This window comes from Oceanospirillum sediminis (genome assembly GCF_014164585.1).
Classification (GTDB): domain Bacteria; phylum Pseudomonadota; class Gammaproteobacteria; order Pseudomonadales; family Halomonadaceae; genus Oceanospirillum; species Oceanospirillum sediminis.
This window is the reverse complement of sequence record NZ_JACJFM010000008.1, coordinates 157,376-180,420: the sequence shown is the minus strand read 5'-3', so window position 1 is coordinate 180,420 and position 23,045 is coordinate 157,376. Positions and strand designations below refer to the sequence as shown.

Genomic DNA, 23,045 nt, shown 5'->3' with positions numbered 1-23,045 from the left:
ATGCTCTTCAATGTCTGTTGCTATGCATAAACTGACAGATCTCAACTATTCGTCAAGGTAGCAAATAGTTGAGAGCGGGCTGAATAGTTACCAGCAAATAATGCTGAACCTGAAAGCGACCATCCAGCTCATCACCGCTCAACAGAAACGCCAGAGTTTCACCACTGGCAAATACACCATCGTCTTCAAAACAGCAGCCGAACTCGGTGTAGGGCCGGTTCAAGGCTTCATTGGGTTGCAGCAAGGGATCAAGCATTCTGGGTTTAATGGCCGGTGCCAGAGCCAGAATCAGTATCAAACGCTCAATAAAATTCAGCTGATGCTGTCGGACAAAGCAGGCAAACTCAGAATCATCCCTGTGGTGAACCGGCGGTGTGATATCCCGTATAGGGGGGCAATCGTCATCCTGCCCGGCGTATTGCCTGAGCCGGGTCTCAATTACCTGTTCACACCAGGCAAACTCATAAGATAAAGACCTGGCGTTATCCTCAGCTCGGGAGGATGACGTTTGTGAGTAAATCGAATAAATATTATTTTGCATAGCCAACCCGAATAACACAGCATCAGCGGAAAGGCCTGCAGCAGGCCCTGTTTAATAACACCAGAGATTACGCTGGCGCTTTTCTGACAATACCTGGCTTGTTATCTTCTTCTGTTTTATCCACAGACTCACTGGGAGTAACAGAAGGGGCAAGAACCGGGGCCGGTTTATTCGTTTCTTCAGCCAGGTAAGGCTCTTTATCTTTTGGTGGTGTATCCGGAGTATTGCCATCAGGCGTATCACCATCTTCATCACCTCTATCTGACTGGCTCTGGAAAACCACTGTCGCAGAGGCAGAAAGAAACGCCAGTAAAGCACCCAGGATGATGTTGAATGACTGAGAGGCCAGCTCCTGAAGGTCACTGGAGGAATCCGCAGAGCTTTCAATCAGAGTATTAATCAGTGAAGCCGTTGACTCCTGATCGGCACCGTCTATCTGGTATTGCTCCTTAATATCCAGAAACTCACCTACCATGCTCTCAGCTTCATTAAAATACTGTTTGGTAAAGGCGATCTGACCAATACCAACCAGTATTGTAATGTACATAAGAAGAATGATGATCCATAGTTTAAAGTGCTTCATTGTATTACCTTCTCCATAAGATTTTTTGAGTTTGTTTGATAAAAAATATTAATTTCTTAGATAGTGGTTGACTCAATTAAAAGTCTTATAAAATAGGGGCAAACAATGATCTTTGTTTTCAGGTATATCAATTGGGCTAAAAATCGTTTTTAATGGCTTTTAGGTTATGTTATGGGCTACTCTGAAGTTTATTAAGAAAATGCTAACCCCCTTGAATAATAATTGGTATTTTTTGGTATCCAGCTTCCTGAGATACCGCAATTCTATTTCGTCCATTTATTAAATCATATCTACCGCCATCAGCCCGACTTACTGTAATTGCAGGGATAATGCCGCCATCGATTGATTTTCTTAATTGTACTTTTTTCCATTCCTGTTCATTACCTACACCTTCATAATTTATGTCGGCTATATTGACGATATTATTAAATTGTCTGCATATATAGCAATTTTGATTGTTGACTATATGATTGTACAGAGGATACCATGTTTCGTTATCAGCTAGATTGTAATATTCATTATCCTCATATGTCACTGTTGCAGGATTGGATATGTTCGTAGCATCATAATATGTTTGATATTCATTACTTTCATTAACATTTCTAGTTAGCAACATTCCAGGATAATCTGAATCCCTAAATGTCCCATCCTCTTGTTTAATTGGTTGCATTTGAATGGATTTTGGCCGATTATCAGCAAATTTTCCCTTCTGATTCTCATTACTTTTTTTCTTAGTATCAGGATTAGCAGTCGCTCTAATTTTATTCTTTTTTGATTTGTCTATTTGTGCATACATATATCAATCCCTTTTGGTTTTTTAGTGAATGCTATAGGCTTTTTATTACCTTTGACAACAGGAAATATATCGTGGGCTTTATTTGCTCTATGTCTTTGTCACCTTGTGGTCTCTTAACAGTCAGCGTGGTAGATAAAAAGAAATACAAAATAAAATTGTTTGATGCTTAAGGCTTGCATTTCTCGAAATTTATTAGGCGGCTAATATTTTAAGATAATAAATACCCTCTTGTTCATAAAGTGGATTAGATCTTAAATGATAATATTTGCCATGAGGTAAGTGATTTTTATACCTTTGTATGTCAGCGATAAATGTTAATGTAGATAATGTGTTTTCGAATGATTTACATGTATAAATGATCTATGGTTAATATTAAAATCGGTTGAATCAATATAAATTTAATGCCAAATTTCCCAGATCCGTTGCTTGTTGTTCCAGTTCAGGGTCATCATTAATAGCTACACCATCAATTTCCATTGTTGGTTCAACCATCCCCATTGCTTGCTGGATAATATGACCCAGTTCATGAGGCAAGTGATGCTGCTGATTTGGAGCCAGATAAATACTGTCTCCCTGGGCATAAGCATGAGCCTTTACCTGAGCGGGTTTTGATGAGTTATAGAACACTTTTACCGGCTTTAAATCGATACCTGTTATTGTTTCCATTCCACGTCTCAGGCGACTGGGAAGCGGATGCCATTGCTCTTTTCTGGTATGTGATTTTGGCCAGTGAGCCCTCTGTAGTTGAATTACAGAATTAGCAGACGAAACTGCTGTACTAGTCTGTGTATCAATTCTGACTCTTTGAATACAGGTGCTGTGCTTATTTAGCATAACGCCTCCGGGTTATTCTGGGTTGATATGTACAAGGTAATCAATTGGTGAGAATAAAACTGAGGGTAAAATACGATAAATAAGGGCAATGTTGTGTTTGATTGTTAAACATCTTTATGCCTGCTTTAGTCAGGTGTATATATTAATGAAGAAATAATCTGTTTCGGAATGATATTGTTTCAGTGTTGAATTATTTGATAGTTTTATATTGCTCAGGTTGTCTCAGTTTTAATAACACGCTGTTATACCGATAACGTCATAGATTCCCACAATTTTATTTTTCCTGATTTCCATAACCTTGTGCAGATGTTTTTAACGCCAGACCGACCGGGTCTGTAACAGGTGCAGGAATTATTTATGGAACAAGAACAAACACCCGCGATATCCGTTGATGCTTCTCTGCAAACACCTCCTGCTGAGGTCAGTGCAGAGCCTGTGACGGATAACACAAGTGCTCCGGTGCTTCAGGCCCAGCCAATTGATTCTGCTGATGCTGGTCCCGCTCTGGTGGATGAGCTGGTCGCTGATGAGTTTGTCTACGCCGCAGGTAAATTAAGGCTGCATTTTCCAACAATCGGACTGGAAAAAGAGTGCGAGGCCGCTGCTCAGGAGTTGGGTGTTGCTCCGACTGAATATCACAGAATATTCAGTGAGAAGACCCGTTATCCCGGCTCACGGGATAGCAGTTCAGAAGCCATCAGCTATCGCCCTTATCGTTATATTGCCGAGCAGGTCAGCTGGATTCTGACCATTGATGGTCAGGATGCTTATGTGCTGGTGCCACAGAGTGTGGTGGAGCTGAATGAGTTTATTAACTGCCTGAAAGTGGATGAAGATGATCCGATGGATAATGACAGACAGATCATTGCCATTGGTGAGCTGGGTCCGATGGCACCATCAGATCTGAGTGGTGATACCGCCCTGCGCATGGTGAGCTGTAAGCATGTTTATCCTTTCAGCTATAAAGCGCTGGAAAAAGAGCTGGATGGCAATAGCAACAGTACAACATCGGCCATCAGCAGTGTGTTGCAGTTACTGAAGGTGCGGCAGAATCTGGGCCAGAATGATTTTGAGCGGGCAAAAAACTTTATCGCGTATCGCTATCTGGATATCTATCGTCTGTCTCTGGGCCAGTACCAAGGTGGCCGGAATTACGACAATCAGAGTTCTGTTGATCAGGAGGAGTGCTTCCTGGCCGATCTGCAGACGCGCTATGCAGATAATACCGCCGGTCGCGAACTGGTGGATCTGATCTTTACCTATCAGAAGAAGGTCAGTGGCCGTCAGTACAGTTATTACCTGAGCGTGGATACCACAGAGATGTTCCCTTTCCTGCATGCGCCGTTGTCGGACTATATACCGTCGAATTAAGGGACAGTTGCAGAGCTATCTATGTTTATCCACACAGGTGACACGCTATGAAGCAGTTAATTAATCAGCCCCTGTCATCCGGGGTTGTACAACGGGCCGGAGGCGGTTCGATTCCGGCACTGGATCTGACCGATGAGTTTATTTATGTCCTTGGCCAGGTAAAGGCAGACTTTCCTTCTATGGGCGTACAGCGCGAATTTGAGCGCTGCTGGCTGGCAATAGAAAAAGATAAACCGGGATCACCGTTTCTGCCTGCCGAGTATCAGCCGGGGCCAGAACCGGCCTGGGGGGATAAAAGCGATCAGGAGGTTATTTTTCAGATCCTGTCATCCCGGCGTTATCGTTATCTGGCCCGTGAGTTGAAATGGACATTAATCAACAGTTACTGCATCAATAGTCTGAAGCAGTCATTGTTCGAAAATGACATCTATCTGCTGGAACCATCCGAATACAATATGTCGGCACTGGTCGGGGCGATGAAATCTCAGTGTAAATGTTCTGGTGAATGTCAGTGTGATCCGGATTCTTTACGCCCGGAGACGCTGATCGTCGGTATCTCACGATTGGCTCATTCCGGTGATCTGAACAAGCTGAACATTCACAAAGTTAAGCAGATGGACCCGGAGAAGTTATCGGATCAGATTAAGGATATTACCCGCTATGATTCATCTATGGATATTAAGCAGGTGATAGAGGATATTCACGCGCTGGCCGATAACGAGGGTAATACCGATCAGGACAGGGCGGTGAATTATGTGTTGTGCAATAATCCGCTGATTTATATTAAGACTCAGGATATCTATTACGCCAATAGTGAGCGACGCAATACCCAGCCACAGGCTCGTTTTATGGGGATCAGAACTCAGGCGGAGCGTAGCGGTGAGAGGCATTTTGTCAAAGTGGTGTTTGATTATCAGCATCTGAATTCTGGCGCGACAGAAAGCTGGTGCAGTCTGGTGGATGTGACGGATGAATACCCATTCCTGCTGACCGGATTTAAACCCTACGTTGCCAGCTATTAATGGCTGGTGAGTGACGATTCACTAATCGAAGATCATTAATAGCTGCCTGGTAATCACAGGCCATTAATCATAGGCTGATGTTAATACACCAGGTTAATACGCCGGGCTTAATAAACAGTATTGATACGTCATTGTTACTGTTAATGTTAATGAATGACCGGCCAGTAAACCGGTCATACCAGAAGGTGGTACTGCTTCGCGCATAGGCCAGATCCGACCAGCGGTTTTTGAGGTTTACAGTGCCTCCAGCGCTTCGCTGAGTTTGGTAACGCCGACCACCTGCATGCCTTCGATCTGGCTTTTCGGCATATTGGCTTTCGGGACAATCGCGCGGCGGAAGCCATGTTTAGCCGCTTCTCTGATGCGTTCCTGACCACTGGGCACCGGGCGGATTTCACCGGACAGGCCCACTTCGCCAAAGATCACCAGATCCATCGGCAGTGGCTGATTGCGCAGGCTGGATACCACGGCCAGTAACAGGGCCAGATCCGCACTGGTTTCCAGTACCTTAACGCCACCCACCACGTTCACAAACACGTCCTGATCACCGGTAAACAGGCCGCCGTGTTTGTTCAGTACCGCCAGTAACATAGACATACGGTTGTTATCCAGACCGACACTGATCCGGCGCGGGTTAGCCATATGGGACTCATCCACCAGGGCCTGAATCTCGACCAGCAGCGGGCGGGTGCCCTCCCAGACCACCATAATCACGCTGCCCGGTGCTTCTTCCTGTTCCCGGCTCAGGAAGATGGAACTGGGGTTTTTCACCTCTTTCAGGCCATTTTCCAGCATGGCGAAGACGCCGAGTTCATTCACCGCACCAAAACGGTTTTTCTGACCGCGCAGAGTGCGGAAACGACTGTCTTCTGAGCCTTCCAGCAGTAAAGAGGCATCGATCATATGCTCCAGCACTTTCGGACCGGCCAGAGAGCCGTCTTTGGTGACATGGCCGACCAGCAACAATACGGTGCCGCTTTGTTTGGCAAAACGGGTCAGGGTGGCGGCACATTCACGGACCTGGCTGACGCTGCCCGGTGCTGATTGAATATCGTCCAGATGCATCACCTGGATCGAGTCCACCACCATGATTTTCGGTTTCATCTGTTCGGCGGTGGCTATAATGGTTTCGATGCTGGTTTCCGGCAGCATCTTCAGGCCCTGAGTGGGCAGGTTCAGGCGCTGAGCGCGCATTGCGACCTGCTGCAAGGATTCCTCACCGGTAATATAAAGTGCGGGCATCTGTTGGGATAGCTGACACAGTACCTGTAGCAGCAGTGTGGATTTACCGGCACCAGGATGACCACCGATCAGAATGGCTGAACCCGGCACCATGCCGCCGCCCAGTACCCGGTCAAACTCGCCGATGGTACTGCTGAAACGAGGCAGTTCCTGCAGGTTAATTTCCGACAGATCCTGCATCTGGCCGTCGGCGGCACCGGCATAACCGGTGCGGGTGGGTGTGGCGCTGCCCAGACTGCGAGAGCTGCTGCCCAGGCGTACTTCCTGTACGGTATTCCACTGGCCACAATGGCTGCACTGGCCCTGCCATTTTTTATAATCTGCACCACAGTCTACACACACGTAGCCGGTTTTTGCTTTTGCCATACTGACCGATCCCCTGCCTCTGATCCGGTAAAAATATCTGCATAAATATACAGTGATATCATAGCTGACGCGAACGTAAATTGTGTTGCAGTCAGCGGCAATCTGTATCATTCTGGGTCATTTGATTCAGGGATCTCTGGGGCGGTCGCTATGTCCGTATCAGAATGGTGTGGAGGCGTATCAGGGAATCTGAATGGATAACATAAGAGCCGAAATCCCGGCCCGGATATATAAGATATAACGCAGGACTAATCGGAGAGGTTTGCATGAAACCGGAAACCATTGCACTACACCATGGCTATACCGCAGATAATCAGAATTCAGTCGCGGTGCCTATCCACCAGACCACATCTTTCTCCTTTAATGACGCTCAGCATGCAGCCGATCTGTTTGACCTGAAAGTTCAGGGCAACATCTATTCCCGCATTATGAATCCGACCTGCGACGTATTGGAGCAGCGTGTGGCAGCACTGGAAGGTGGCATCGCGGCACTGGCGGTCAGCTCAGGTATGGCAGCGATTACTTACACCATTCAGACACTGGCATCGACCGGTGATAACATTGTGTCCATCAGTGAGCTGTATGGCGGTACTTATAACCTGTTCGCTCACACCCTGCCACGTCAGGGTATTGATGTCCGTTTTGCCGATAAAGACGATTTCGACAAAATCGAAAGTCTGATCGATGCCAATACCAAGGCGGTATTCTGCGAGTCAATCGGTAACCCGTCAGGCAGTGTGGTCGATATCGCTAAGCTGGCTGAGATCGCCCATAAACATGGCGTGCCTGTGGTGGTGGACAACACGGTTGCAACGCCTTTCCTGTGTAAGCCTATCGAGCTGGGTGCTGACATTGTCATACACTCTGCGACTAAGTATATCGGTGGTCATGGCACTACAATTGGTGGCCTGATCGTGGATTCCGGTAAATTCCCATGGGCTGACAACGCCGAGCGCTTCCCGCTGCTGAACGAGCCTGATGTGTCTTATCACGGTGTTAATTACGCTCAGGATGTGGGCGAAGCCGCCTTTATCGTACGTGCCCGTGTGGTGCCCCTGCGTAATATGGGCGCTGCACTGTCGGCACAGAGCGCCTGGAATCTGCTGCAGGGTCTGGAAACTCTGGCGCTGCGTGTTGAACGCATTTGTGAAAACACCCAGAAGGTGGCAGAGTTCCTGGAACAGCATGAGCAGGTCAGCTGGGTGAAGTACGCAGGTCTCACAAGCCATAAAGACAATGGTCTGGCGAAAGAATATATGGGGGGTAAAGCCTCTGGTATTCTGAGCTTCGGCATTAAAGGTGGCCGTGAAGCGGGTGCTAAATTCTACGATGCTCTGCAGCTGATTCTGCGTCTGGTAAATATCGGTGATGCGAAGAGCTGTTCTGCGATTCCAGCGGCGACCACTCACCGTCAGCTGAATGATGAAGAGCTGCAGGCAGCAGGTGTATCGGCAGATATGGTGCGCTTGTCTATCGGTATTGAGCATATTGATGATCTGCTGGCAGACCTTGACCAGGCACTGGCTGCTTCGAAATAATAACCGCTCATCACGGGTATTCCGACGGGAGCTTTTCAGCTCCCGTTTTTGTATCAGTCGAATAAATTAATCAGATATAAAGGTTTTGCTATGCGTTCACTGGCATCAGTTGTGTTGCTTGCGTCTCTTTCTTCATCGGCACTGGCGTCGGAAGCGCCATCAGCAATCTGGCGTCTGGGGATGCCTGCCTGGATTGTGGCTATGTCGGTGGCTAATCCTCTGGAGGCCGATGCCCTGACAGTAGGGCTGGGTGGTTCAGGTGATATTGTTTCTACTCAGATCATGCTGCGCTGGGATCAGGATAAAAAATATCAGATGACAGATAGCATCTGGTTTGAAGGCTACCGTCAGGCTGGTTATACCATCTGGCAGATTGCCGGGGAATCACTGGAGCATGAGACCAGTAACCATACCCTGGATGTGATGCAGGGCTTTCGCTGGTATTTCGCAGATAAAGAGGACTGGCTGAGCTACGTAAATGTGGCGCTGGGTGTCAGTCTGATCAGCAATGATGAGCTGGATGGTAAGAAATTTGGCGGTCCATTCCAGTTTACAGAGTTTGTAGGCATTGGTGGTTATGTCACACCTCAGTGGCAATGGGATCTGGGTGTACGCCATTACTCCAATAATGATATCTATGAGGAGAATAGTGGCATTAACTTTTACCGTCTGAATATCAGCTATAACTATTAAGCTATCTGTTCAGGGAGTGACTCCGGATCGTCAGATACTGCATTCCTGATACAGCGTCTGGATCACTTCCACTTCTGCCATCTGCTGTTCCAGCGCATTAACACATTCTGCACACAGTTTTGTACCGGCCATCTCTTTCAGGGTGTTCATGGCATCGGTATTGGTCCAGGCTTTTTTATAGGGGCGGCTTGAGGTGAGGGCATCAAAGATATCAGCTACCGCAACAATACGGGATTCTAATGGAATTTCAGTGCCTGCAAGACCGTTAGGGTAGCCAGAGCCGTCCAGTAATTCATGATGAAATAGCACAATATTACGCAGTACGGCAACAGACTCACCGCCTTCCAGACCATGATGGCTGAGAATATCCTCCAGCATCTCTGCGCCTCGCACCGTATGGGTTTTCATCAGTTCATATTCTGCCGGTTCCAGTCGGCCCGGTTTCAACAGAATGTAGTCCGGAATAGCGATCTTGCCCAGATCATGTACCGGAGCGAACTGAAACACCTGCTCAACAAACTGATCGCCATGACCGTGCTTGTCTGCAACCTGGTGGGCAATAATGCGTGAGTAATAACCCATGCGCTCCAGATGCTGGCCTGTTTCAGCATCCCGGCCACAGGAGAGGGCCAGTGCTGATCGTACGGCGGCTTTCAGGGTGCGGGCCTGCATCTGATCATCATAAACCAGCATGGTAATCAGCTGAGACATCAGTTCCAGCTGGTTAAACTCTTCACCAGTAAAGGCCTGAGCAGCTCTGGAATTAAAGAACAGAAAGCCCAGAAAGCGGCCGGAATAACGCATGGGCACGGTATAACTGGAGCGCCAGCCCTGCTTTAGCAAGGTCTGACTATGATAGGTATTCTGTTCCGATAAGCAGTTCAGATCATTAATCACCCGTGGCGTACCGGCCTGACTCATCTGCTGTAATGAATATACTTCGCTGAGCTTAACCTGATAGCGGGTGATGGCTTCATCAGCCTGGCTGGTGGAGTAATAAGTGCTTAACAGGTCGGTTTTATCATCGTAGATAGCCAGAGAGAAACGGTGTACATGAGGGCAGAGATTACGCAGCTGTTCTGATATCGCGTACAGTTTGCCGGTCAGGGTGGTTTCATGCTGAAAGGATTGCCAGGGGCTGGGAAAATACTGCACAAAGTCTTCCTCTGTATCAGAAAAAAGCAAGACCTCAATGAATATAAAAGAAAAACCCTTACGGCCAGCACTGTAAGGGTTTGATTTCATTTCGCTTGATGTATATCAGACTTGTACACAACCTGTTACAGAATGACGGGCTTCGCCATCCTTACCCAGCAGGTGCATGCTGTATTTATCACCGGGGTTCAGAGGGCCTACTCCGGCTGGGGTGCCGGTCAGAATAATATCTCCCGGTTCCAGGGTGAAGATATGGCTGATATAGCTGATCAGCTCTGCAATCGGGGTCAGCATCAGATCCGAGAAACCTTTCTGGCGGGTTTCGCCATTAATGATCAGTTCAATGCCGACAGGCTCTTCGCCCATCGTCTCGCAAGGGACAAAGCCTGACAGAGGTGCAGAACCATCAAATGCTTTAGCAATTTCCCATGGATGCCCTTTCTGTTTCAGTTCAGACTGCAGGTCTCTCAGGGTCAGATCCAGTGCAATACCGGCACCGACCATATTTTTCAGGGCCTCCTGAGGTGACACATTACGAATGGTTTCACCCACCAGCAGGGCGATTTCAGCTTCATAATGGACTTCACCCTGGCCGGAGGGCAATGTCAGGGGCTGTTCAATATCTGCAATAGCCGTAGAGGGTTTGATAAACAGCAGCGGTTTATCCGGGATAGGGTTGTTCAGTTCCTTGGCATGGTCTGCATAGTTACGACCCACACAAACAACTTTTCCGGCATGCCAGGGAGTTGGCTTGCCGTCATACCATTGCAGTTGGTAAGGCATAGGATATCCTTATAATTCTATCAGGGCGGTTGTATATCAGGACTGTTTTTATATCGGCCTTGTAGTCTCTCTGTATCATACTCCTGTATTTTTCAGGATATGTATCAGGGATACTACTTATAGGTAACGTTTTGTCACAGCAGGTTCTGCCTGTGTAGAACAACACCTTATGGATAGCTGATAAATAAACCTTGTTGCAGAAACATTCAGTCCTGTTATCACTATTCAGTGATAGAGCAGAGTGCCGTTAAAATCAAGCGTTTTTAATCTTCTGATTAAAACAAAAAACCGGCGATTAACGCCGGTATCCAGATGATATTTCGGATAATCACATGCTAAGGAACGTTAAGATCTGCTTCTGACCCGGATCTCAGATCTCAGATCCACAGCCATTACAAACCAAAAAACGGTTGCATCAGTCTGGGGACCCAGCCATCAAACCGCAACGGAGCATCGGTGACTATCAGACAAATACAGTCCTGATCCCGGTCTGCAATGGGCTGATGTTTAATATCCGGATCAAGGTCCGCTACATCCCCTTCGCAGAAGCGACCGGTTTCATCACTGTATGATCCCTGAAGAATCAGTGTCAGCTCACTACCACTATGACCATGACCTGGCATACAGGTTCCCGGTGCAATTCTTAACAGGCGTACGGCTTTATCTCTGGAAAAACTATCATCCTGTAGCCGGATCTGACTGATACCTGGCGCTACACGTTGCCAGCTGGTGTCTTTATTGACCCAGGGTAGCAGGGCATTTGCCCACTCCGGTAACCAGTCTGGTTTCTGCTCTTGCTTATCAGATACGTCATAAGACCGGCCGTCAGATGCACTGACCGGCCTGTTTTTAACATCGGATTGTTCTGGCTGGTTTTCTGGTTCGTCCAGCAGAGCAAACAGTGCCTGCTCTGACATCGCAGCCATAGGACTAATCTGCAGGGTTTCCAATAACTGACCACCAAGCTGCTCAGCTTCTCTGACTCTTGCCTGGCAGTGCTCACAACGTGCCAGGTGACATTCCATTAACAGACGAGCACCGGATGTAAGACTTCCGGCGGCATAACTAAGCAGAGTGGCTTCATCTGGGTGATGTTTAGGCATTATACGTCCTCCACTCCGGTGAATGCGCGCAACTTCTTAAACGCCAGGCGCAGCCCTGATTTAACACTGCCGATAGGTATATCCAGATCGCCAGCTATTTCGCTGTGACTTTTGCCTTCAAAGTACGATTTATAAACAAGCTGAGCCTGCATAATGGGTAACTCTTTTATCGCCTGATCCAGGGTTCTGACAGACGCTCTGTGATCATAATCGACCTCCTGTGCTCTGTCGTTGAGCAACTGTTCATGCTCGTGATAAGAGTCCGTTCGTTGTTCCAGTTGTCCTTTACCGGAGCGCTGCTGATCAATAAACAGATTTCTGGCAATACAGAATATCCAGGTTGAGGCGGCCGCTTTGTCAGCGTGGTACTTGCTGGCTTTGCGCCAGACCTGTAACAGTGCTTCCTGTGCCAGTTCTTCAGCCTGAGCTTCTGAGGCAGTAAATCTCAGCAGGTAAGTTTTCACTCTGGGAGCAAAGTACTCATACAGGCGTGCGAACTGTTGCCGGTCCTGATGCCGGGCTATCTCAGTCAGTACCTGGTTCCAGTTTGCTGAAACCGATTTCACTTTTTCCATCCTGTATCTCCTGTGGTCTGCTCCTGAATACGAGATTGAGAGCTGTCCGGATCACATCCGGTGTCGCTATCGGGCAACCATCTGGCAGAAGCTGCCAACCGGTAAAGCCCTGCGGAATGTGATCTGTTTATTTCAGTACCCCGTAGAGAGGCCCAAAGAAACATCAGCTATAAGGCACACATTATGAATATACCTGCTGATAAACATATTGCGGTGGTTGGCTCCGGAATTTCCGGTTTGTCAGCCGCCTGGCTACTGAGTCAGAAATACTCGGTAACCCTGTTTGAAAAAGATGATCGTTTTGGTGGTCATTCTAATACTGTAGTGGCAAAAACACAGGACGGTCATATCCCGGTGGATACCGGTTTTATCGTTTATAACCCAGTGAATTACCCTAATCTGACGGCGCTGTTTGATTATCTGAAAGTGGACACGGTGGCTACCGATATGTCGTTTGCGGTCTCTGCTGAGGGCGGTAAAACGGAATACAACGGTAATGGTCTGGGGGGCATTTTTTCCTCGTTCAGCAATATTGTTAATCCTCGTATCTGGCGTATGCTGCTGGATATTCTGCGTTTCTATCGGCAATGTGAACACTGGCCTGAGCAGATTTCAGAGCAGATGACACTGGGAGAGCTGCTGAAACAGTATCGCTTCTCCGATGAGTTAAGAGATCTGCATCTGGTGCCTATGGGAGCGGCGATCTGGTCTACTCCCGCTAGCGAAATGCTTGATTATCCTGCGCTGAGCTTTCTGCGCTTCTGTCAGAACCATGGTCTGTTACAGGTGAATGATCGCCCTCAGTGGCATACAGTGAAAGGTGGCAGCCGGGAATATGTGCGTAAACTGATCAATCAGATCCAGCCTGCAACCATCTGTAACCGGGGTGTACGGCAGATTATCCGTCATGACAGCCATGTTGAGCTGATCGATAGCCGGGGTGAACACAGAGATTTTGATGACGTGGTACTGGCCTGTCATGCCGATCAGGCGCTGGCGCTATTATCCAATGCGACGGAGCAGGAGCAGCACCTGCTGGGGGCTTTCAGCTATCAGAGAAACCGGGCCATCCTGCACAGCGATACCCGGTTGATGCCGAAAAACCGTAAAGTCTGGTCCAGCTGGAACTATCTGTCTGATCCACAAGGCCAGAATAAAGATCAGCTGGCGGTCAGTTACTGGATGAATCTGTTGCAGCCACTGGCCACTGAGCAACCTCTGATTGTGACTCTGAATCCACCAGTAGAGCCGGAAGAAGGCAGTATCCACTGCAGCTTCCTCTACGATCATCCGGTCTTCAGCCGCGAAGCGATTGCTGCACAGCTGGAGTTGCATAAACTGCAGGGGCAGCACAGAACCTGGTTCTGTGGCAGCTATTTTGGTTACGGCTTCCATGAAGACGGTCTGCAATCGGGCCTGGCGGTGGCGGAAGCGATGGGGGCTCCCCGTCGTCCATGGAATGTAGCAGAGGAATCCGGCCGTATCCACTGGCCTGGTCTGGCGGCAGATAAGGCCGATACGGAAGCGTCGCACCCAGTGCCTGAGGCCGCTCATGCGCCTCAGCATACGGGATAACGACGGCAGGATAAGGAGTGAATTATGTCCGGGGATCATGTTTCTTCAGGCCTTAACAGTCGTCTGTATTACAGCACGGTGATGCATCACCGATTCCGACCCAGCGTCCATCGCTTCACCTATCGGGTGGGCAGCTTTCTGCTGGATCTGGATGAGCTGGAGCGACTGGATCAGGAGCTGACCGGTTTCAGCTATAACCGGGCCGGATTGTTCAGTGTCTATGACAAAGATTATGTCATTGATGGGCAGCATGATCTGAAACAACATGCCCAGTGGCTACTGAGCCAGCAGAATATGCCCTCTGCTGTCAGGATTGAGTTGTTATGTATGCCCAGAAATCTGGGCTACAGCTTTAATCCTCTGTGTATCTTCTTCTGTTATGACGCAGATGATCATCTGTATGCCACCTTGTATCAGGTCAGTAACACCTTTGGTGAAAAGCATATTTATGCGGTGGATGCCGAGCCCTTCACCCATGAGAACGGTGAGCAGCAGCTGCGTCATCAGGCCGATAAACTGTTCTTTGTCAGCCCGTTTATCAATCTGAGCTGTCAGTATCGTTTCCGTATTCATCGCCCGGATGAGCGTCTTAAGGTGCTGATCCGTCAGGAAGATCCAGAGGGCTTGCTGTTGAATGCCACTCTGACCGGAAAAAGCAGTCCGCTTACGGCGAAAGGGCTTATGCGGTTATGCCTGAAACGTCCGTTTTTTACCTACAAAGTGATACTGGGTATTCATTGGGAAGCGTTACAGCTCTGGCTGAAAAAAGTCCCTTATATCAGCCGTCACCAGTTCCGTAAACCGGCTCTGACCAGTAAAGGCCAGCCTCTGGCGCTCTCATCTGAAGAGGAATAATTTATGTTATCCCGCACAACTCTGAATCGTCCCCTGAAGACTATGGCGTCGGTTGATCAGATTCGTCATCCACTCTGGCGCTGGTTACTGAATAAACTGCGTCTGGCCGGTGTCAGTCGTATCAGTCTGATTCTGCCGGGTTCTGTTCTGATTACCCTGGGAGAAGCACAGGAAGATATTCCGGCACCTACGATTGAGCTGAAAAGCACTTCAGCGATCAGAAAAGCAGTGTTTTCCGGGGTGCTGGGCTGGGGCGAAGCTTATGTAGCTGGTGACTGGGATACACCGGATCTGTCACTGGTGACGGAGTGGGCATTAAGCAATGAGCATAAGCTGGAAAGCGTCTTTTCCGGCAGCGGTACCGGGCGCTGGCTGCACCGTATATTACACCGGCTGAATGATAATACTCTGAAAGGCAGTCGCCGTAATATTCAGGCGCATTATGACCTGGGCAATGATTTCTATAAGCAGTGGCTGGATAGCACTATGAGCTATTCTTCCGGCCTGTATCGAGAGCCGGGCGAAAGTCTGTACCAGGCACAGCAGAATAAATACGACCGTATTCTGGAGCTGCTGCAGCCTGAACCTGATTCCCGGGTACTGGAAATAGGTTGTGGCTGGGGCGGCTTTGCTGAACGTTTGTTACAGCATCATCCTCAGGCCGATTATCACGGGATTACACTGTCCTCTGAGCAACTGGAATGGACCCGCAAGCGGCTGGCCGATCAGCAGCTGGATCAACGGGGCATGGCCAGCCTGACGGATTATCGTGAAGTAAAAGGTCAGTATGATCGTATTGCGTCCATAGAGATGATCGAAGCGGTTGGTGAAGCGCACTGGCCTACTTATTTTAACACTATATATGACCGTTTATTGCCCGGAGGTCGGGCGGTCTTGCAGGTGATCACCATCGCACCACAGCGTTTTGATCACTATCGTAACAACGCTGATTTTATCCAGCGTTATATCTTTCCCGGCGGCATGTTGCTGAACCCTGAAGTGGTTTCTTCTCAGGCATCCCAGGCTGGATTATCTCTGGTGGATCAGGAGGCGTTTGGTCAGGACTACGCTCGTACGCTGTTTGAATGGCGTAACAATTTTGAGCAGGCCTGGCCGGATATTCAGCCACTGGGATTTGATGAACATTTCCGTCGGTTATGGCGTTATTACTTCTGCTACTGCGAAAGTGGCTTTAATCACCAGAGCATCAATGTGTATCTGTTTACCCTGCAAAAGCCGTCTGCTGATCAAACAGACGCAGATCGTCCGGCAGGTACAACCCGATGAGTGTGCCCGACCCTTTTCCCGGTGACTTCGCCATCGGTATTCACAGCCGGGAAAGAAAAGAGAGCTGGCAACAACAGCTAATGAGTGCGGAGTTCCCGGAGCGTCTGCGACTGGAAGATTACTTCCTGGGAGAAACCACTGGCTGGGGAATGTTCCGGGATCGTTATGGCAATCTCCGGCAGGAGTTCCGGGTGCTGGCGACAGGGGTATGGCGTGGGGATCATCTGGCACTGCATGAAGAGTTTATCTATCGGGATGGCAGCCATCAGCAACGTACCTGGCGGATCACACCAACCGGGGAGGGGCAATATCAGGGCAGTGCTGAAGATATTGTCGGGCTGGCCAGTGGCCTGATTTCCGGGCAAAGCTGTAGCTGGCAGTACCGCCTGAAAGTGATCACTGGGAATCGTGAGGTTGTTCTTAAGTTTGATGACTGTCTGCACCTTATGCCGAATGGCTGTCTTTTAGGGCATGCCAGAGTCAGCAAACTGGGGTTTCATATCGGTGATGTGGTGCTGTGTTTTCAGCGTATGCCACATCATCTGTTCTGCGCTGATCATCAGGACATTTCCTGAGGAGGCATCATGTTGTTTCTGGTCCGCTCTGTCTTTCTGGCCCGCTCTGTTTTTTTGACCCGCTCTGTCTTTTTGACATGCGTCGTTCTGATGGCTACCGCCTGGATGAGCCGGGCCTCTGCTCAGGTTGTTGATGCCTGGCAAACTCCCGAACCGGAATTACTACAGCGATTGTCGCAGCATTTCGTATCTGCTCCACAAGGAAAAAGTGGTCGTTTCCAGAATCTGACTCACTGGCAATCCCTGTATGGACCGGGCCTGGACTTTATCATTACCCGCAATGGTAAAGAGGTCGGGCGTTATCTGATGACGTTCGAAGGTAAGCCAGAGCGCTGGCAGGTGAAAGCTGATATGCAGATGAAGTTTAATCTGCTGCTGTTGTTCAGCTACCGTTTTCGCTATCAGGCAACGGAACACTGGCATTATCACTGGCTGACAGCCTTTGAAAGTCGGATTGATCGTAATGGGGATGAAGAGCGTAATCATATGCTGTTATCGGCGATCAGCCAGACAGCGGATGCATCCTCTTCGGACAATGATCAGCGTCGAGCCGAATCAGCCCGCGTGCTGTATAAGGTGGAAGGCCTGAATGGCTCTTATTCACTGAACGGGCCGATAGCGCTGAGCAACCATTACAATGCTGCTATTGTCGGCGAAACCCGGCTATTTAACTCATTAAGCGGCCGTGAAAATCAGATCAGTCTGCAGGCGACAGGGCGTGAGCCGGTGTTTGATGGGTTACAGCAGGTTGATGCCACCCGTTATGAATATACCGGCGATCTGAAAGATACCTGGGTCTGGTACGCCGACGATGGCCGCTGGTTACGGTTGCGGTTTATTGCGGAAGACGGATCAGACATTCAGTTTAACTGTCAGCGTTGTTATGGCGAGTTGCCCCGTGATCTGAGAATGGCTAAGCCGGATGAAACCAGTCAGGCCGTATCTATGCGGCATTGATCAGGATATCTCATTATGACGACACCACAGGCACAACAACGGGAACTGATCTGGATTACCGGCGCCAGTCAGGGCATAGGTAAAAGCCTGGCACTGGCCTGGGTTCAGGAAGGCCATACGGTCGTGATCAGCGCACGTAATCAGCAGGCGCTGGAAGCGGTTCGTGAACAGGCGGATATAAAATATCAGTCTGCCTTATCAGGTAATGACAATGCTGTTACCGGGCGGATCGTGGTGCTGCCCTGCGATATTACGGATCAGACTCAGGTTCGACAGAGTGTACAGCAGCTGCTGGTAAGTGAAGGCTTACCGGATCGGATTATTCTGAATGCAGGTACTCATAAACCTTTTCCTGCTCATCAGTTCAGTGCTGAAACCTTGCAGCAACTGGTGCAGGTCAATCTGATCGGCGCGGGATTTATTCTGGAAGAAGTACTGCCTTTGTACCTGAAGACCAGGCCACTACCTGTTGAACAGGCAGTGCAAACGACAGGACCAGATACGACAAGGATAGCGCCAGATACCAGAACAATTAAAGGACAGATCGCTCTGGTGGCATCTGTGGCCGGGTATCGTGGTTTACCAACCGCCAGTGCGTATGGAGCAACCAAGGCTGCAATGATCAATATGGCCGAGTCTTTAAGGGCGGAGTTGTGCCACACTGAACTGGATATTCGCCTGATTAATCCGGGATTTGTGCAGACTCCGCTGACGGATAAAAATGATTTTGCTATGCCTTTTCTGATCAGTGCTGAACAGGCGGCCAATGACATTATAAAAGGTCTGAACAGCAAACGTTTTGAAATTGTGTTTCCAACGCGGATGGCTATGGTTATGAGCCTGCTGAAATGGCTGCCGGATCGCTTGTTTTTCCCTCTGATCAATCGGAGTACAGGACAGGCTTCGGTCATTCCGGATGAAGCAACGCCTCAGCATTCAGGGAAAGAGACGCCTTAACCGGATATTTACCGGCACAGGGTAAAACGGAACTAACGACGCGATCCGACAGGAATAAAGCCATGATGCCCGATACAGACAGTACAGCTGATATTATGACCGACGAGAAAACAGCAAAATCGGTTACCCGGAAAGTCACCGCCTCCGGTCAAAGCCTATCGCAGAACCCGTCCTTCCGGCCATCTCAACAGGCCCGTAACGTCAGCCGTTTACCGCAACGTGTGACGCGGGCCAGAGAATCGACAGGCTGTGCCGATCCCATAGAACAACTGGATCAGTATTTTCAGCTATTCCAGGGGACGGCATATAGTGGCGAATTAAGTATTGAACAGATCTCGGATCGGGTGCACCCTGATGTCACCTTTAAAGACCCCTTTCAGCAGATTCATGGTCAGGCGGCTCTGTGCCGATTGCTGAATCACTTCCATCACAACGTACAGCAAGCCCGGTTTTCTGTGGAGAGTGTCAGTTTGTCTGAGCCCTTCAGCGGATTATCGGGTATTGAAAGTGCCGCTACAGAACCTCCTGAGCAGCCGGATTATCAGCGCTGGCTGGTGAAGTGGCATTTTGAGGGAGAGCTGAAGCTGATTGGTCACTGGTGTTTTTCAGGTGTCAGCGAGATCGATATGACACCGGATCAACGGGTGATCCGACATACCGACTACTGGGATGCCGGGGAGCATTTCTATGAGAAATTACCACTGCTGGGGCGTTTGTTAACCTGGATCAGGCATAAAATTGCACGGGACAGCCAGCGTTAAACGCGGGTTATAACCTTGCTTACAGGCACTGATATATTCGTTCAGCTATACAGGTTCATCTGACAGGTTTGATCAGGCTTTAGCAGAACAGATGGCATTCCCCTGCTTCTTTATTCTGGACAGAAATCTGCACATCATAGCAGGGGATTAAAGCCGGTAAACTTTACGGCGAAATCCCATACTTCGCGGAAACCTTCCAGGCTCTGATAGCTGCGGTTGATATGGCGGGCAAACAGATCATATTCGTACTTCAGGTGAGGATAGTTCAGCAGATACTGCACAATTTCACCGGCTTCAGATGAGTACCATTCGTAGCCATGTTGCTGGTTTCTGGCCTGTTTTTCAAAGCGCTTATCACCAACCTCTATCACCATCTTTTTGTTGAATATTACCCCTTTTATCCGCACAGAGACATCCGGGTGCAGATCCCGATAAGGATCATAAATATTCCACAGCTCGACTTTTACACCGTTAAGCAGGCGATAATGGCGGTCACCCGCTTCTTTAACACCATTGGTCGGGTCCAGTTCACAGCGTTTGATAGCGCTCTGATAATTATCCGGTAACTTAACGCATTTCAGGTGCCAGCGTTCACTGATGGCCATCAGCCTGGTCTGTGACTGCTCCGGGTCGTATAACACTGAGGATACAGACCGGTTGTTCTGCTGATCCTGTTGGTAGATCTGCAGTTCTGCGGATGATGCCGGGAGCCAGAAACCTGCCATAGCGCAGAAGGCAGTTGTTGAAAGCATTGTTCTGATTGTCATCATCGCCTCCTGACGCATTATCCTGTCATCGTTGTGTCATCACTTTAACTTTAGGGGAAAGCTGCTGACTACCCCATTAGCCATTCTGATTAATTTTTAACCAGCGACAGGTTAAGACCAGGCGGTCGCTTGACAGTGCAGAAGTGTCTGATACATTAGCGAGCTGTTAAATCTGTTTTAAACCATCTGAATTTCGCGCTGGAGGGCACTCATGATTGTAGTCAGAACCTTCCGGGCAGTAAGCTGAACCAATAACAGGTTCTCTGCCCGGTTTATAACCGGGGCATCTATTCGCCCCTGATCCGTATTGATGGCGTCTCGCACGTCAGGGGTTCTTATGACTACGCATTACTCCCTTAACCAGCTGGGCTGGTCCGCTTTTTTTCAACAACAACTGACTCTGGATGAATGGAATCAGTATCAGATTGTCCGTGTATCGGCGCAACATCGCTCTCAGCTTGAACTCTTTACTGAGCAAGGTACAAAGAAACTGGCATTGACACCCGCTATGCCTGCACTGACAGTGGGTGATTGGTTACTCATTGACCATAATGATCACTTCTATCGTTCACTGGATCGCTTATCTCTGTTTTCCCGTAAAGCAGCTGGCAGCCGGGTGGCAGAACAGATGATTGCAGCCAATCTGGACACCGTTTTTATCGTGTGCGCCCTGAATAACAATTTCAATCTGAACCGTATTGAACGCTATCTGGCAATGGTTCGGGATGCCGGTGCCGAAGCCGTTATCGTATTAACACGGGCAGATTGTTGTGATGATCCGCAAAGCTTCGTTCGTCAGGTACAGGGCCTTGATCCGCTGTTGATGGCAGAAGCTGTTAACGGACTGGATGCCAGCAGTACAGAAGTACTGGAATCCTGGTGTCGTAGTGGGCAAACCGTAGCGCTATTAGGTTCATCCGGAGTTGGTAAATCTACCCTGATCAATACTCTGCTGGGGCAGAACACCAACGATACCGGCAGCATTCGGGAAGCAGACAGCAAGGGTCGACATACTACAACAGGCCGTTCTTTACACATGATGCCATCAGGCGGAATCCTGATGGATACACCGGGTATGCGAGAGTTACAGTTGGCATATTGTGAACAGGGCATTGAAGAAACCTTCTCCGACATATCGGCTCTGGCTGAACACTGTCGCTATAGTGACTGTCAGCATCAGAGTGAACCGGGTTGCACGGTAACAGAAGCTATCGAGAGAGGCGAACTGGAACAGCGCCGCCTGAATAACTATCACAAACTGATGCGAGAACAAGCGATTAATGGTGCAACTATCGCAGAACTACGGGCCAAAGACCGGGCTTTTGGCCGTATGGTGCGTTCAGTGATGGCTGATAAAAAGCGCCAGAATGGAAAGTGGTAGGTTTTTATTGATCGTTTTTTGATCAATAGAACCCAATAGCGCAATTAATCCAAGGGGAAAATATACCAACGCTTTCAGGTGAAAAAAGTCTGAAAGCGTTGTTTATTGTCGCATATGATTGATTAATTCTTTATTAATCATATGGTTATGGCGTTATTTTTAGCAACGCTTTTAGGTAATAGCATCAGCTATTTAAGTTAGAATTCCTTGGTTTAAGGCTGACTAATTTTAGGACGGGCTTGTAAAATAGGTACCCCCTGTAAACTTCAGAAACTTACAGCGGTGGATGAATAAGATGCTAGATCTGAATGAGCCTCCATATATAAGCGAGATAATTATGCCCGATCAAACTTCATGGACAGAATTAAACTTCATCGAGCGTGAATCAGTTCCAATCATGACCCCAGGCGCACTTACATTGGAAAATTTAAAATGGATTGAATTCGTGGTTACTGATGAAGAGGCAAAGTGGATTCAGGAAATCAATGAAGTAGTCATGGAGTTTGGTGGTGTATTCCATAGTATCTTCTTGAGATGGGCTGTAACTATCAATGGTCTTCATGTTGCTGAGGATAAATATTCAGATCCAGAATGGAAAAAAAAGGGGTTAAGCTTTGCGGTGCAAGGAATTAGAAATCGCAAGGATGGTTCAGGCCCAGAGCTAACTAATGTCAGGGTATGGGATGGAAACATGGCTGCCGAGGTTCACTCAAGCTCCATTCCGATGCTGGCCGCATGGGCGTTTTGCAATATGTACTCATGTCTTGAAGAGTTCATTTTTAATATGTTTAGGGAATACTTAAAGTCAAACCCACTTGAAATATGCAGAGGGGATGATTTTAAAGAAATACGAAAGCTTTATCGTGAAAGAGATCAAAGTCATGATAAGTCTATTGCATGGAAGACAGCTTGGGATGAACGGTTAGAATCTTGGCATAGAAAAAAACTATACATTGGGTTGGATAAAGTTTTCAAAAACTTTATCAGTAAAACTGGAATTCAGATCCCTTCTTTTTATAAAGGAATATATAACTATAACGACATTGCAAAGACATTAGGAGGGATTTCTCTCATTCGGAACTGTTTTATTCATGGTGTTACCACTGTCCCGAAAGAGCTGGCACAGTTTTGTGAGGAATTTCAAAGCTCTTTCTTTAATTTTACCGAGGGAGAAAAATTTTCACTTTCATTACATGAATTAGCCACGCTAGAACATTTTACTGATGCTTTTACGCAGACCTTAAACAAGAGCTTATTTGAACTAGCCAATCCGGATATGAAAGATTTATACAAACAGTTAAAGGCTAACAAACAAAATATTTAGGATG

Annotated in this window: 23 protein-coding genes; 13 read left to right on the top strand and 10 right to left on the bottom strand. The window is 48.2% G+C overall.

Features of this window, described 5'->3' with window-relative positions; translation table 11 throughout:
• Positions 1-52 precede the first annotated feature (52 nt).
• The 4 genes from H4O21_RS08915 to H4O21_RS25825 all read right to left on the bottom strand — a co-directional run bounded on the left by H4O21_RS08915 (position 53) and on the right by H4O21_RS25825 (position 2,754).
• Positions 53-541, bottom strand: coding sequence for a hypothetical protein (locus H4O21_RS08915; RefSeq protein ID WP_182808501.1), 489 nt, complete (start codon positions 539-541; stop codon positions 53-55).
• Positions 542-608: 67 nt separating this feature from the next.
• Positions 609-1,124, bottom strand: a complete 516-nt coding sequence (locus H4O21_RS08910; RefSeq protein WP_182808500.1) for a hypothetical protein — start codon at positions 1,122-1,124, stop codon at positions 609-611.
• Between the two features lie 202 nt (positions 1,125-1,326).
• A complete protein-coding gene (locus tag H4O21_RS08905; protein ID WP_182808499.1) occupies positions 1,327-1,920 on the bottom strand; it encodes a ParB N-terminal domain-containing protein in 594 nt (197 codons plus the stop codon).
• Positions 1,921-2,307: 387 nt separating this feature from the next.
• On the bottom strand, positions 2,308-2,754 hold the full coding sequence (locus tag H4O21_RS25825; protein WP_182808498.1) for an eCIS core domain-containing protein: 447 nt from the start codon (positions 2,752-2,754) through the stop codon (positions 2,308-2,310).
• Positions 2,755-3,111: 357 nt separating this feature from the next.
• On the opposite strand from H4O21_RS25825, the gene H4O21_RS08895 reads away from it, so the two are divergent.
• Together H4O21_RS08895 and H4O21_RS08890 are read left to right on the top strand one after the other, a co-directional pair.
• Positions 3,112-4,125 carry a cyanobactin maturation protease PatG family protein gene (locus H4O21_RS08895; RefSeq protein ID WP_182808497.1) on the top strand — a complete coding sequence of 338 codons (1,014 nt, stop codon included), beginning with the start codon at positions 3,112-3,114 and terminating at the stop codon, positions 4,123-4,125.
• A gap of 47 nt (positions 4,126-4,172) precedes the next feature.
• Positions 4,173-5,147 (top strand): cyanobactin maturation protease PatG family protein, encoded by a 975-nt coding sequence (locus tag H4O21_RS08890; protein ID WP_182808496.1) that lies wholly within the window; start codon positions 4,173-4,175, stop codon positions 5,145-5,147.
• Between the two features lie 234 nt (positions 5,148-5,381).
• Here H4O21_RS08890 and radA read toward each other — a convergent pair whose 3' ends face one another.
• The gene (radA, locus tag H4O21_RS08885) at positions 5,382-6,755 is read right to left on the bottom strand and encodes a DNA repair protein RadA (protein ID WP_182808495.1); all 1,374 of its coding nucleotides are present in this window, start codon (positions 6,753-6,755) and stop codon (positions 5,382-5,384) included.
• A gap of 266 nt (positions 6,756-7,021) precedes the next feature.
• On the opposite strand from radA, the gene H4O21_RS08880 reads away from it, so the two are divergent.
• Positions 7,022-8,293, top strand: a complete 1,272-nt coding sequence (locus H4O21_RS08880; RefSeq protein WP_182808494.1) for an O-acetylhomoserine aminocarboxypropyltransferase/cysteine synthase family protein — start codon at positions 7,022-7,024, stop codon at positions 8,291-8,293.
• 90 nt (positions 8,294-8,383) lie between these two features.
• Positions 8,384-8,986 carry an acyloxyacyl hydrolase gene (locus H4O21_RS08875; protein ID WP_182808493.1) on the top strand — a complete coding sequence of 201 codons (603 nt, stop codon included), beginning with the start codon at positions 8,384-8,386 and terminating at the stop codon, positions 8,984-8,986.
• A gap of 30 nt (positions 8,987-9,016) precedes the next feature.
• Here H4O21_RS08875 and H4O21_RS08870 read toward each other — a convergent pair whose 3' ends face one another.
• The 4 genes from H4O21_RS08870 to H4O21_RS08855 all read right to left on the bottom strand — a co-directional run bounded on the left by H4O21_RS08870 (position 9,017) and on the right by H4O21_RS08855 (position 12,602).
• Positions 9,017-10,141 carry an HD domain-containing phosphohydrolase gene (locus H4O21_RS08870; protein ID WP_182808492.1) on the bottom strand — a complete coding sequence of 375 codons (1,125 nt, stop codon included), beginning with the start codon at positions 10,139-10,141 and terminating at the stop codon, positions 9,017-9,019.
• A 105-nt stretch (positions 10,142-10,246) separates the two neighbouring features.
• On the bottom strand, positions 10,247-10,924 hold the full coding sequence (locus H4O21_RS08865; RefSeq protein WP_182808491.1) for a fumarylacetoacetate hydrolase family protein: 678 nt from the start codon (positions 10,922-10,924) through the stop codon (positions 10,247-10,249).
• A 392-nt stretch (positions 10,925-11,316) separates the two neighbouring features.
• Positions 11,317-12,027: a ChrR family anti-sigma-E factor gene (locus tag H4O21_RS08860; RefSeq protein WP_220495575.1), complete on the bottom strand. Its 711-nt coding sequence runs from the start codon at positions 12,025-12,027 to the stop codon at positions 11,317-11,319.
• The gene (locus H4O21_RS08855; protein WP_182808490.1) at positions 12,027-12,602 is read right to left on the bottom strand and encodes a sigma-70 family RNA polymerase sigma factor; all 576 of its coding nucleotides are present in this window, start codon (positions 12,600-12,602) and stop codon (positions 12,027-12,029) included. The genes H4O21_RS08860 and H4O21_RS08855 overlap by 1 nt, the downstream gene beginning before the upstream one ends.
• Positions 12,603-12,785: 183 nt before the next feature.
• On the opposite strand from H4O21_RS08855, the gene H4O21_RS08850 reads away from it, so the two are divergent.
• The 7 genes from H4O21_RS08850 to H4O21_RS08820 all read left to right on the top strand — a co-directional run bounded on the left by H4O21_RS08850 (position 12,786) and on the right by H4O21_RS08820 (position 19,569).
• The gene (locus tag H4O21_RS08850) at positions 12,786-14,177 is read left to right on the top strand and encodes an NAD(P)/FAD-dependent oxidoreductase (RefSeq protein ID WP_182808489.1); all 1,392 of its coding nucleotides are present in this window, start codon (positions 12,786-12,788) and stop codon (positions 14,175-14,177) included.
• Between the two features lie 24 nt (positions 14,178-14,201).
• Positions 14,202-15,032: a DUF1365 domain-containing protein gene (locus H4O21_RS08845; protein ID WP_182808488.1), complete on the top strand. Its 831-nt coding sequence runs from the start codon at positions 14,202-14,204 to the stop codon at positions 15,030-15,032.
• A 3-nt stretch (positions 15,033-15,035) separates the two neighbouring features.
• Positions 15,036-16,319: a class I SAM-dependent methyltransferase gene (locus H4O21_RS08840; protein ID WP_255487218.1), complete on the top strand. Its 1,284-nt coding sequence runs from the start codon at positions 15,036-15,038 to the stop codon at positions 16,317-16,319.
• Positions 16,316-16,894, top strand: coding sequence for a DUF3833 family protein (locus H4O21_RS08835; RefSeq protein ID WP_182808487.1), 579 nt, complete (start codon positions 16,316-16,318; stop codon positions 16,892-16,894). The genes H4O21_RS08840 and H4O21_RS08835 overlap by 4 nt, the downstream gene beginning before the upstream one ends.
• A 9-nt stretch (positions 16,895-16,903) precedes the next feature.
• Positions 16,904-17,851 carry a DUF6134 family protein gene (locus H4O21_RS08830; RefSeq protein ID WP_182808486.1) on the top strand — a complete coding sequence of 316 codons (948 nt, stop codon included), beginning with the start codon at positions 16,904-16,906 and terminating at the stop codon, positions 17,849-17,851.
• Between the two features lie 15 nt (positions 17,852-17,866).
• Positions 17,867-18,808, top strand: a complete 942-nt coding sequence (locus H4O21_RS08825) for an SDR family NAD(P)-dependent oxidoreductase (protein ID WP_182808485.1) — start codon at positions 17,867-17,869, stop codon at positions 18,806-18,808.
• Between the two features lie 62 nt (positions 18,809-18,870).
• A complete protein-coding gene (locus H4O21_RS08820) occupies positions 18,871-19,569 on the top strand; it encodes a nuclear transport factor 2 family protein (protein WP_182808484.1) in 699 nt (232 codons plus the stop codon).
• Positions 19,570-19,703: 134 nt separating this feature from the next.
• On the opposite strand, the gene H4O21_RS08815 is transcribed toward H4O21_RS08820, so the two are convergent.
• Positions 19,704-20,339: a hypothetical protein gene (locus H4O21_RS08815; RefSeq protein ID WP_220495574.1), complete on the bottom strand. Its 636-nt coding sequence runs from the start codon at positions 20,337-20,339 to the stop codon at positions 19,704-19,706.
• A gap of 334 nt (positions 20,340-20,673) precedes the next feature.
• Between H4O21_RS08815 and rsgA the strand changes: the two genes are divergently transcribed.
• Positions 20,674-21,717 (top strand): ribosome small subunit-dependent GTPase A, encoded by a 1,044-nt coding sequence (rsgA, locus tag H4O21_RS08810; RefSeq protein WP_182808482.1) that lies wholly within the window; start codon positions 20,674-20,676, stop codon positions 21,715-21,717.
• 295 nt (positions 21,718-22,012) lie between these two features.
• Positions 22,013-23,041: a hypothetical protein gene (locus tag H4O21_RS08805; RefSeq protein WP_182808481.1), complete on the top strand. Its 1,029-nt coding sequence runs from the start codon at positions 22,013-22,015 to the stop codon at positions 23,039-23,041.
• Positions 23,042-23,045: the final 4 nt, after the last annotated feature.

Coding starts and splice junctions, on each gene's coding strand:
- H4O21_RS08875 (WP_182808493.1), top strand. CDS start 8,384: ATGCGTTCACTGGCATCAGTTGTGTTGCTTGCGTCTCTTTCTTCATCG.
- H4O21_RS08845 (WP_182808488.1), top strand. CDS start 14,202: ATGTCCGGGGATCATGTTTCTTCAGGCCTTAACAGTCGTCTGTATTAC.
- radA (WP_182808495.1), bottom strand. CDS start 6,755: ATGGCAAAAGCAAAAACCGGCTACGTGTGTGTAGACTGTGGTGCAGAT.
- rsgA (WP_182808482.1), top strand. CDS start 20,674: ATGACTACGCATTACTCCCTTAACCAGCTGGGCTGGTCCGCTTTTTTT.
- H4O21_RS08860 (WP_220495575.1), bottom strand. CDS start 12,027: ATGCCTAAACATCACCCAGATGAAGCCACTCTGCTTAGTTATGCCGCC.
- H4O21_RS25825 (WP_182808498.1), bottom strand. CDS start 2,754: ATGCTAAATAAGCACAGCACCTGTATTCAAAGAGTCAGAATTGATACA.
- H4O21_RS08820 (WP_182808484.1), top strand. CDS start 18,871: ATGATGCCCGATACAGACAGTACAGCTGATATTATGACCGACGAGAAA.
- H4O21_RS08830 (WP_182808486.1), top strand. CDS start 16,904: ATGTTGTTTCTGGTCCGCTCTGTCTTTCTGGCCCGCTCTGTTTTTTTG.
- H4O21_RS08890 (WP_182808496.1), top strand. CDS start 4,173: ATGAAGCAGTTAATTAATCAGCCCCTGTCATCCGGGGTTGTACAACGG.
- H4O21_RS08905 (WP_182808499.1), bottom strand. CDS start 1,920: ATGTATGCACAAATAGACAAATCAAAAAAGAATAAAATTAGAGCGACT.
- H4O21_RS08825 (WP_182808485.1), top strand. CDS start 17,867: ATGACGACACCACAGGCACAACAACGGGAACTGATCTGGATTACCGGC.
- H4O21_RS08840 (WP_255487218.1), top strand. CDS start 15,036: ATGTTATCCCGCACAACTCTGAATCGTCCCCTGAAGACTATGGCGTCG.
- H4O21_RS08910 (WP_182808500.1), bottom strand. CDS start 1,124: ATGAAGCACTTTAAACTATGGATCATCATTCTTCTTATGTACATTACA.
- H4O21_RS08880 (WP_182808494.1), top strand. CDS start 7,022: ATGAAACCGGAAACCATTGCACTACACCATGGCTATACCGCAGATAAT.
- H4O21_RS08895 (WP_182808497.1), top strand. CDS start 3,112: ATGGAACAAGAACAAACACCCGCGATATCCGTTGATGCTTCTCTGCAA.
- H4O21_RS08855 (WP_182808490.1), bottom strand. CDS start 12,602: ATGGAAAAAGTGAAATCGGTTTCAGCAAACTGGAACCAGGTACTGACT.
- H4O21_RS08865 (WP_182808491.1), bottom strand. CDS start 10,924: ATGCCTTACCAACTGCAATGGTATGACGGCAAGCCAACTCCCTGGCAT.
- H4O21_RS08915 (WP_182808501.1), bottom strand. CDS start 541: ATGCAAAATAATATTTATTCGATTTACTCACAAACGTCATCCTCCCGA.
- H4O21_RS08835 (WP_182808487.1), top strand. CDS start 16,316: ATGAGTGTGCCCGACCCTTTTCCCGGTGACTTCGCCATCGGTATTCAC.
- H4O21_RS08850 (WP_182808489.1), top strand. CDS start 12,786: ATGAATATACCTGCTGATAAACATATTGCGGTGGTTGGCTCCGGAATT.
- H4O21_RS08805 (WP_182808481.1), top strand. CDS start 22,013: ATGCTAGATCTGAATGAGCCTCCATATATAAGCGAGATAATTATGCCC.
- H4O21_RS08815 (WP_220495574.1), bottom strand. CDS start 20,339: ATGATGACAATCAGAACAATGCTTTCAACAACTGCCTTCTGCGCTATG.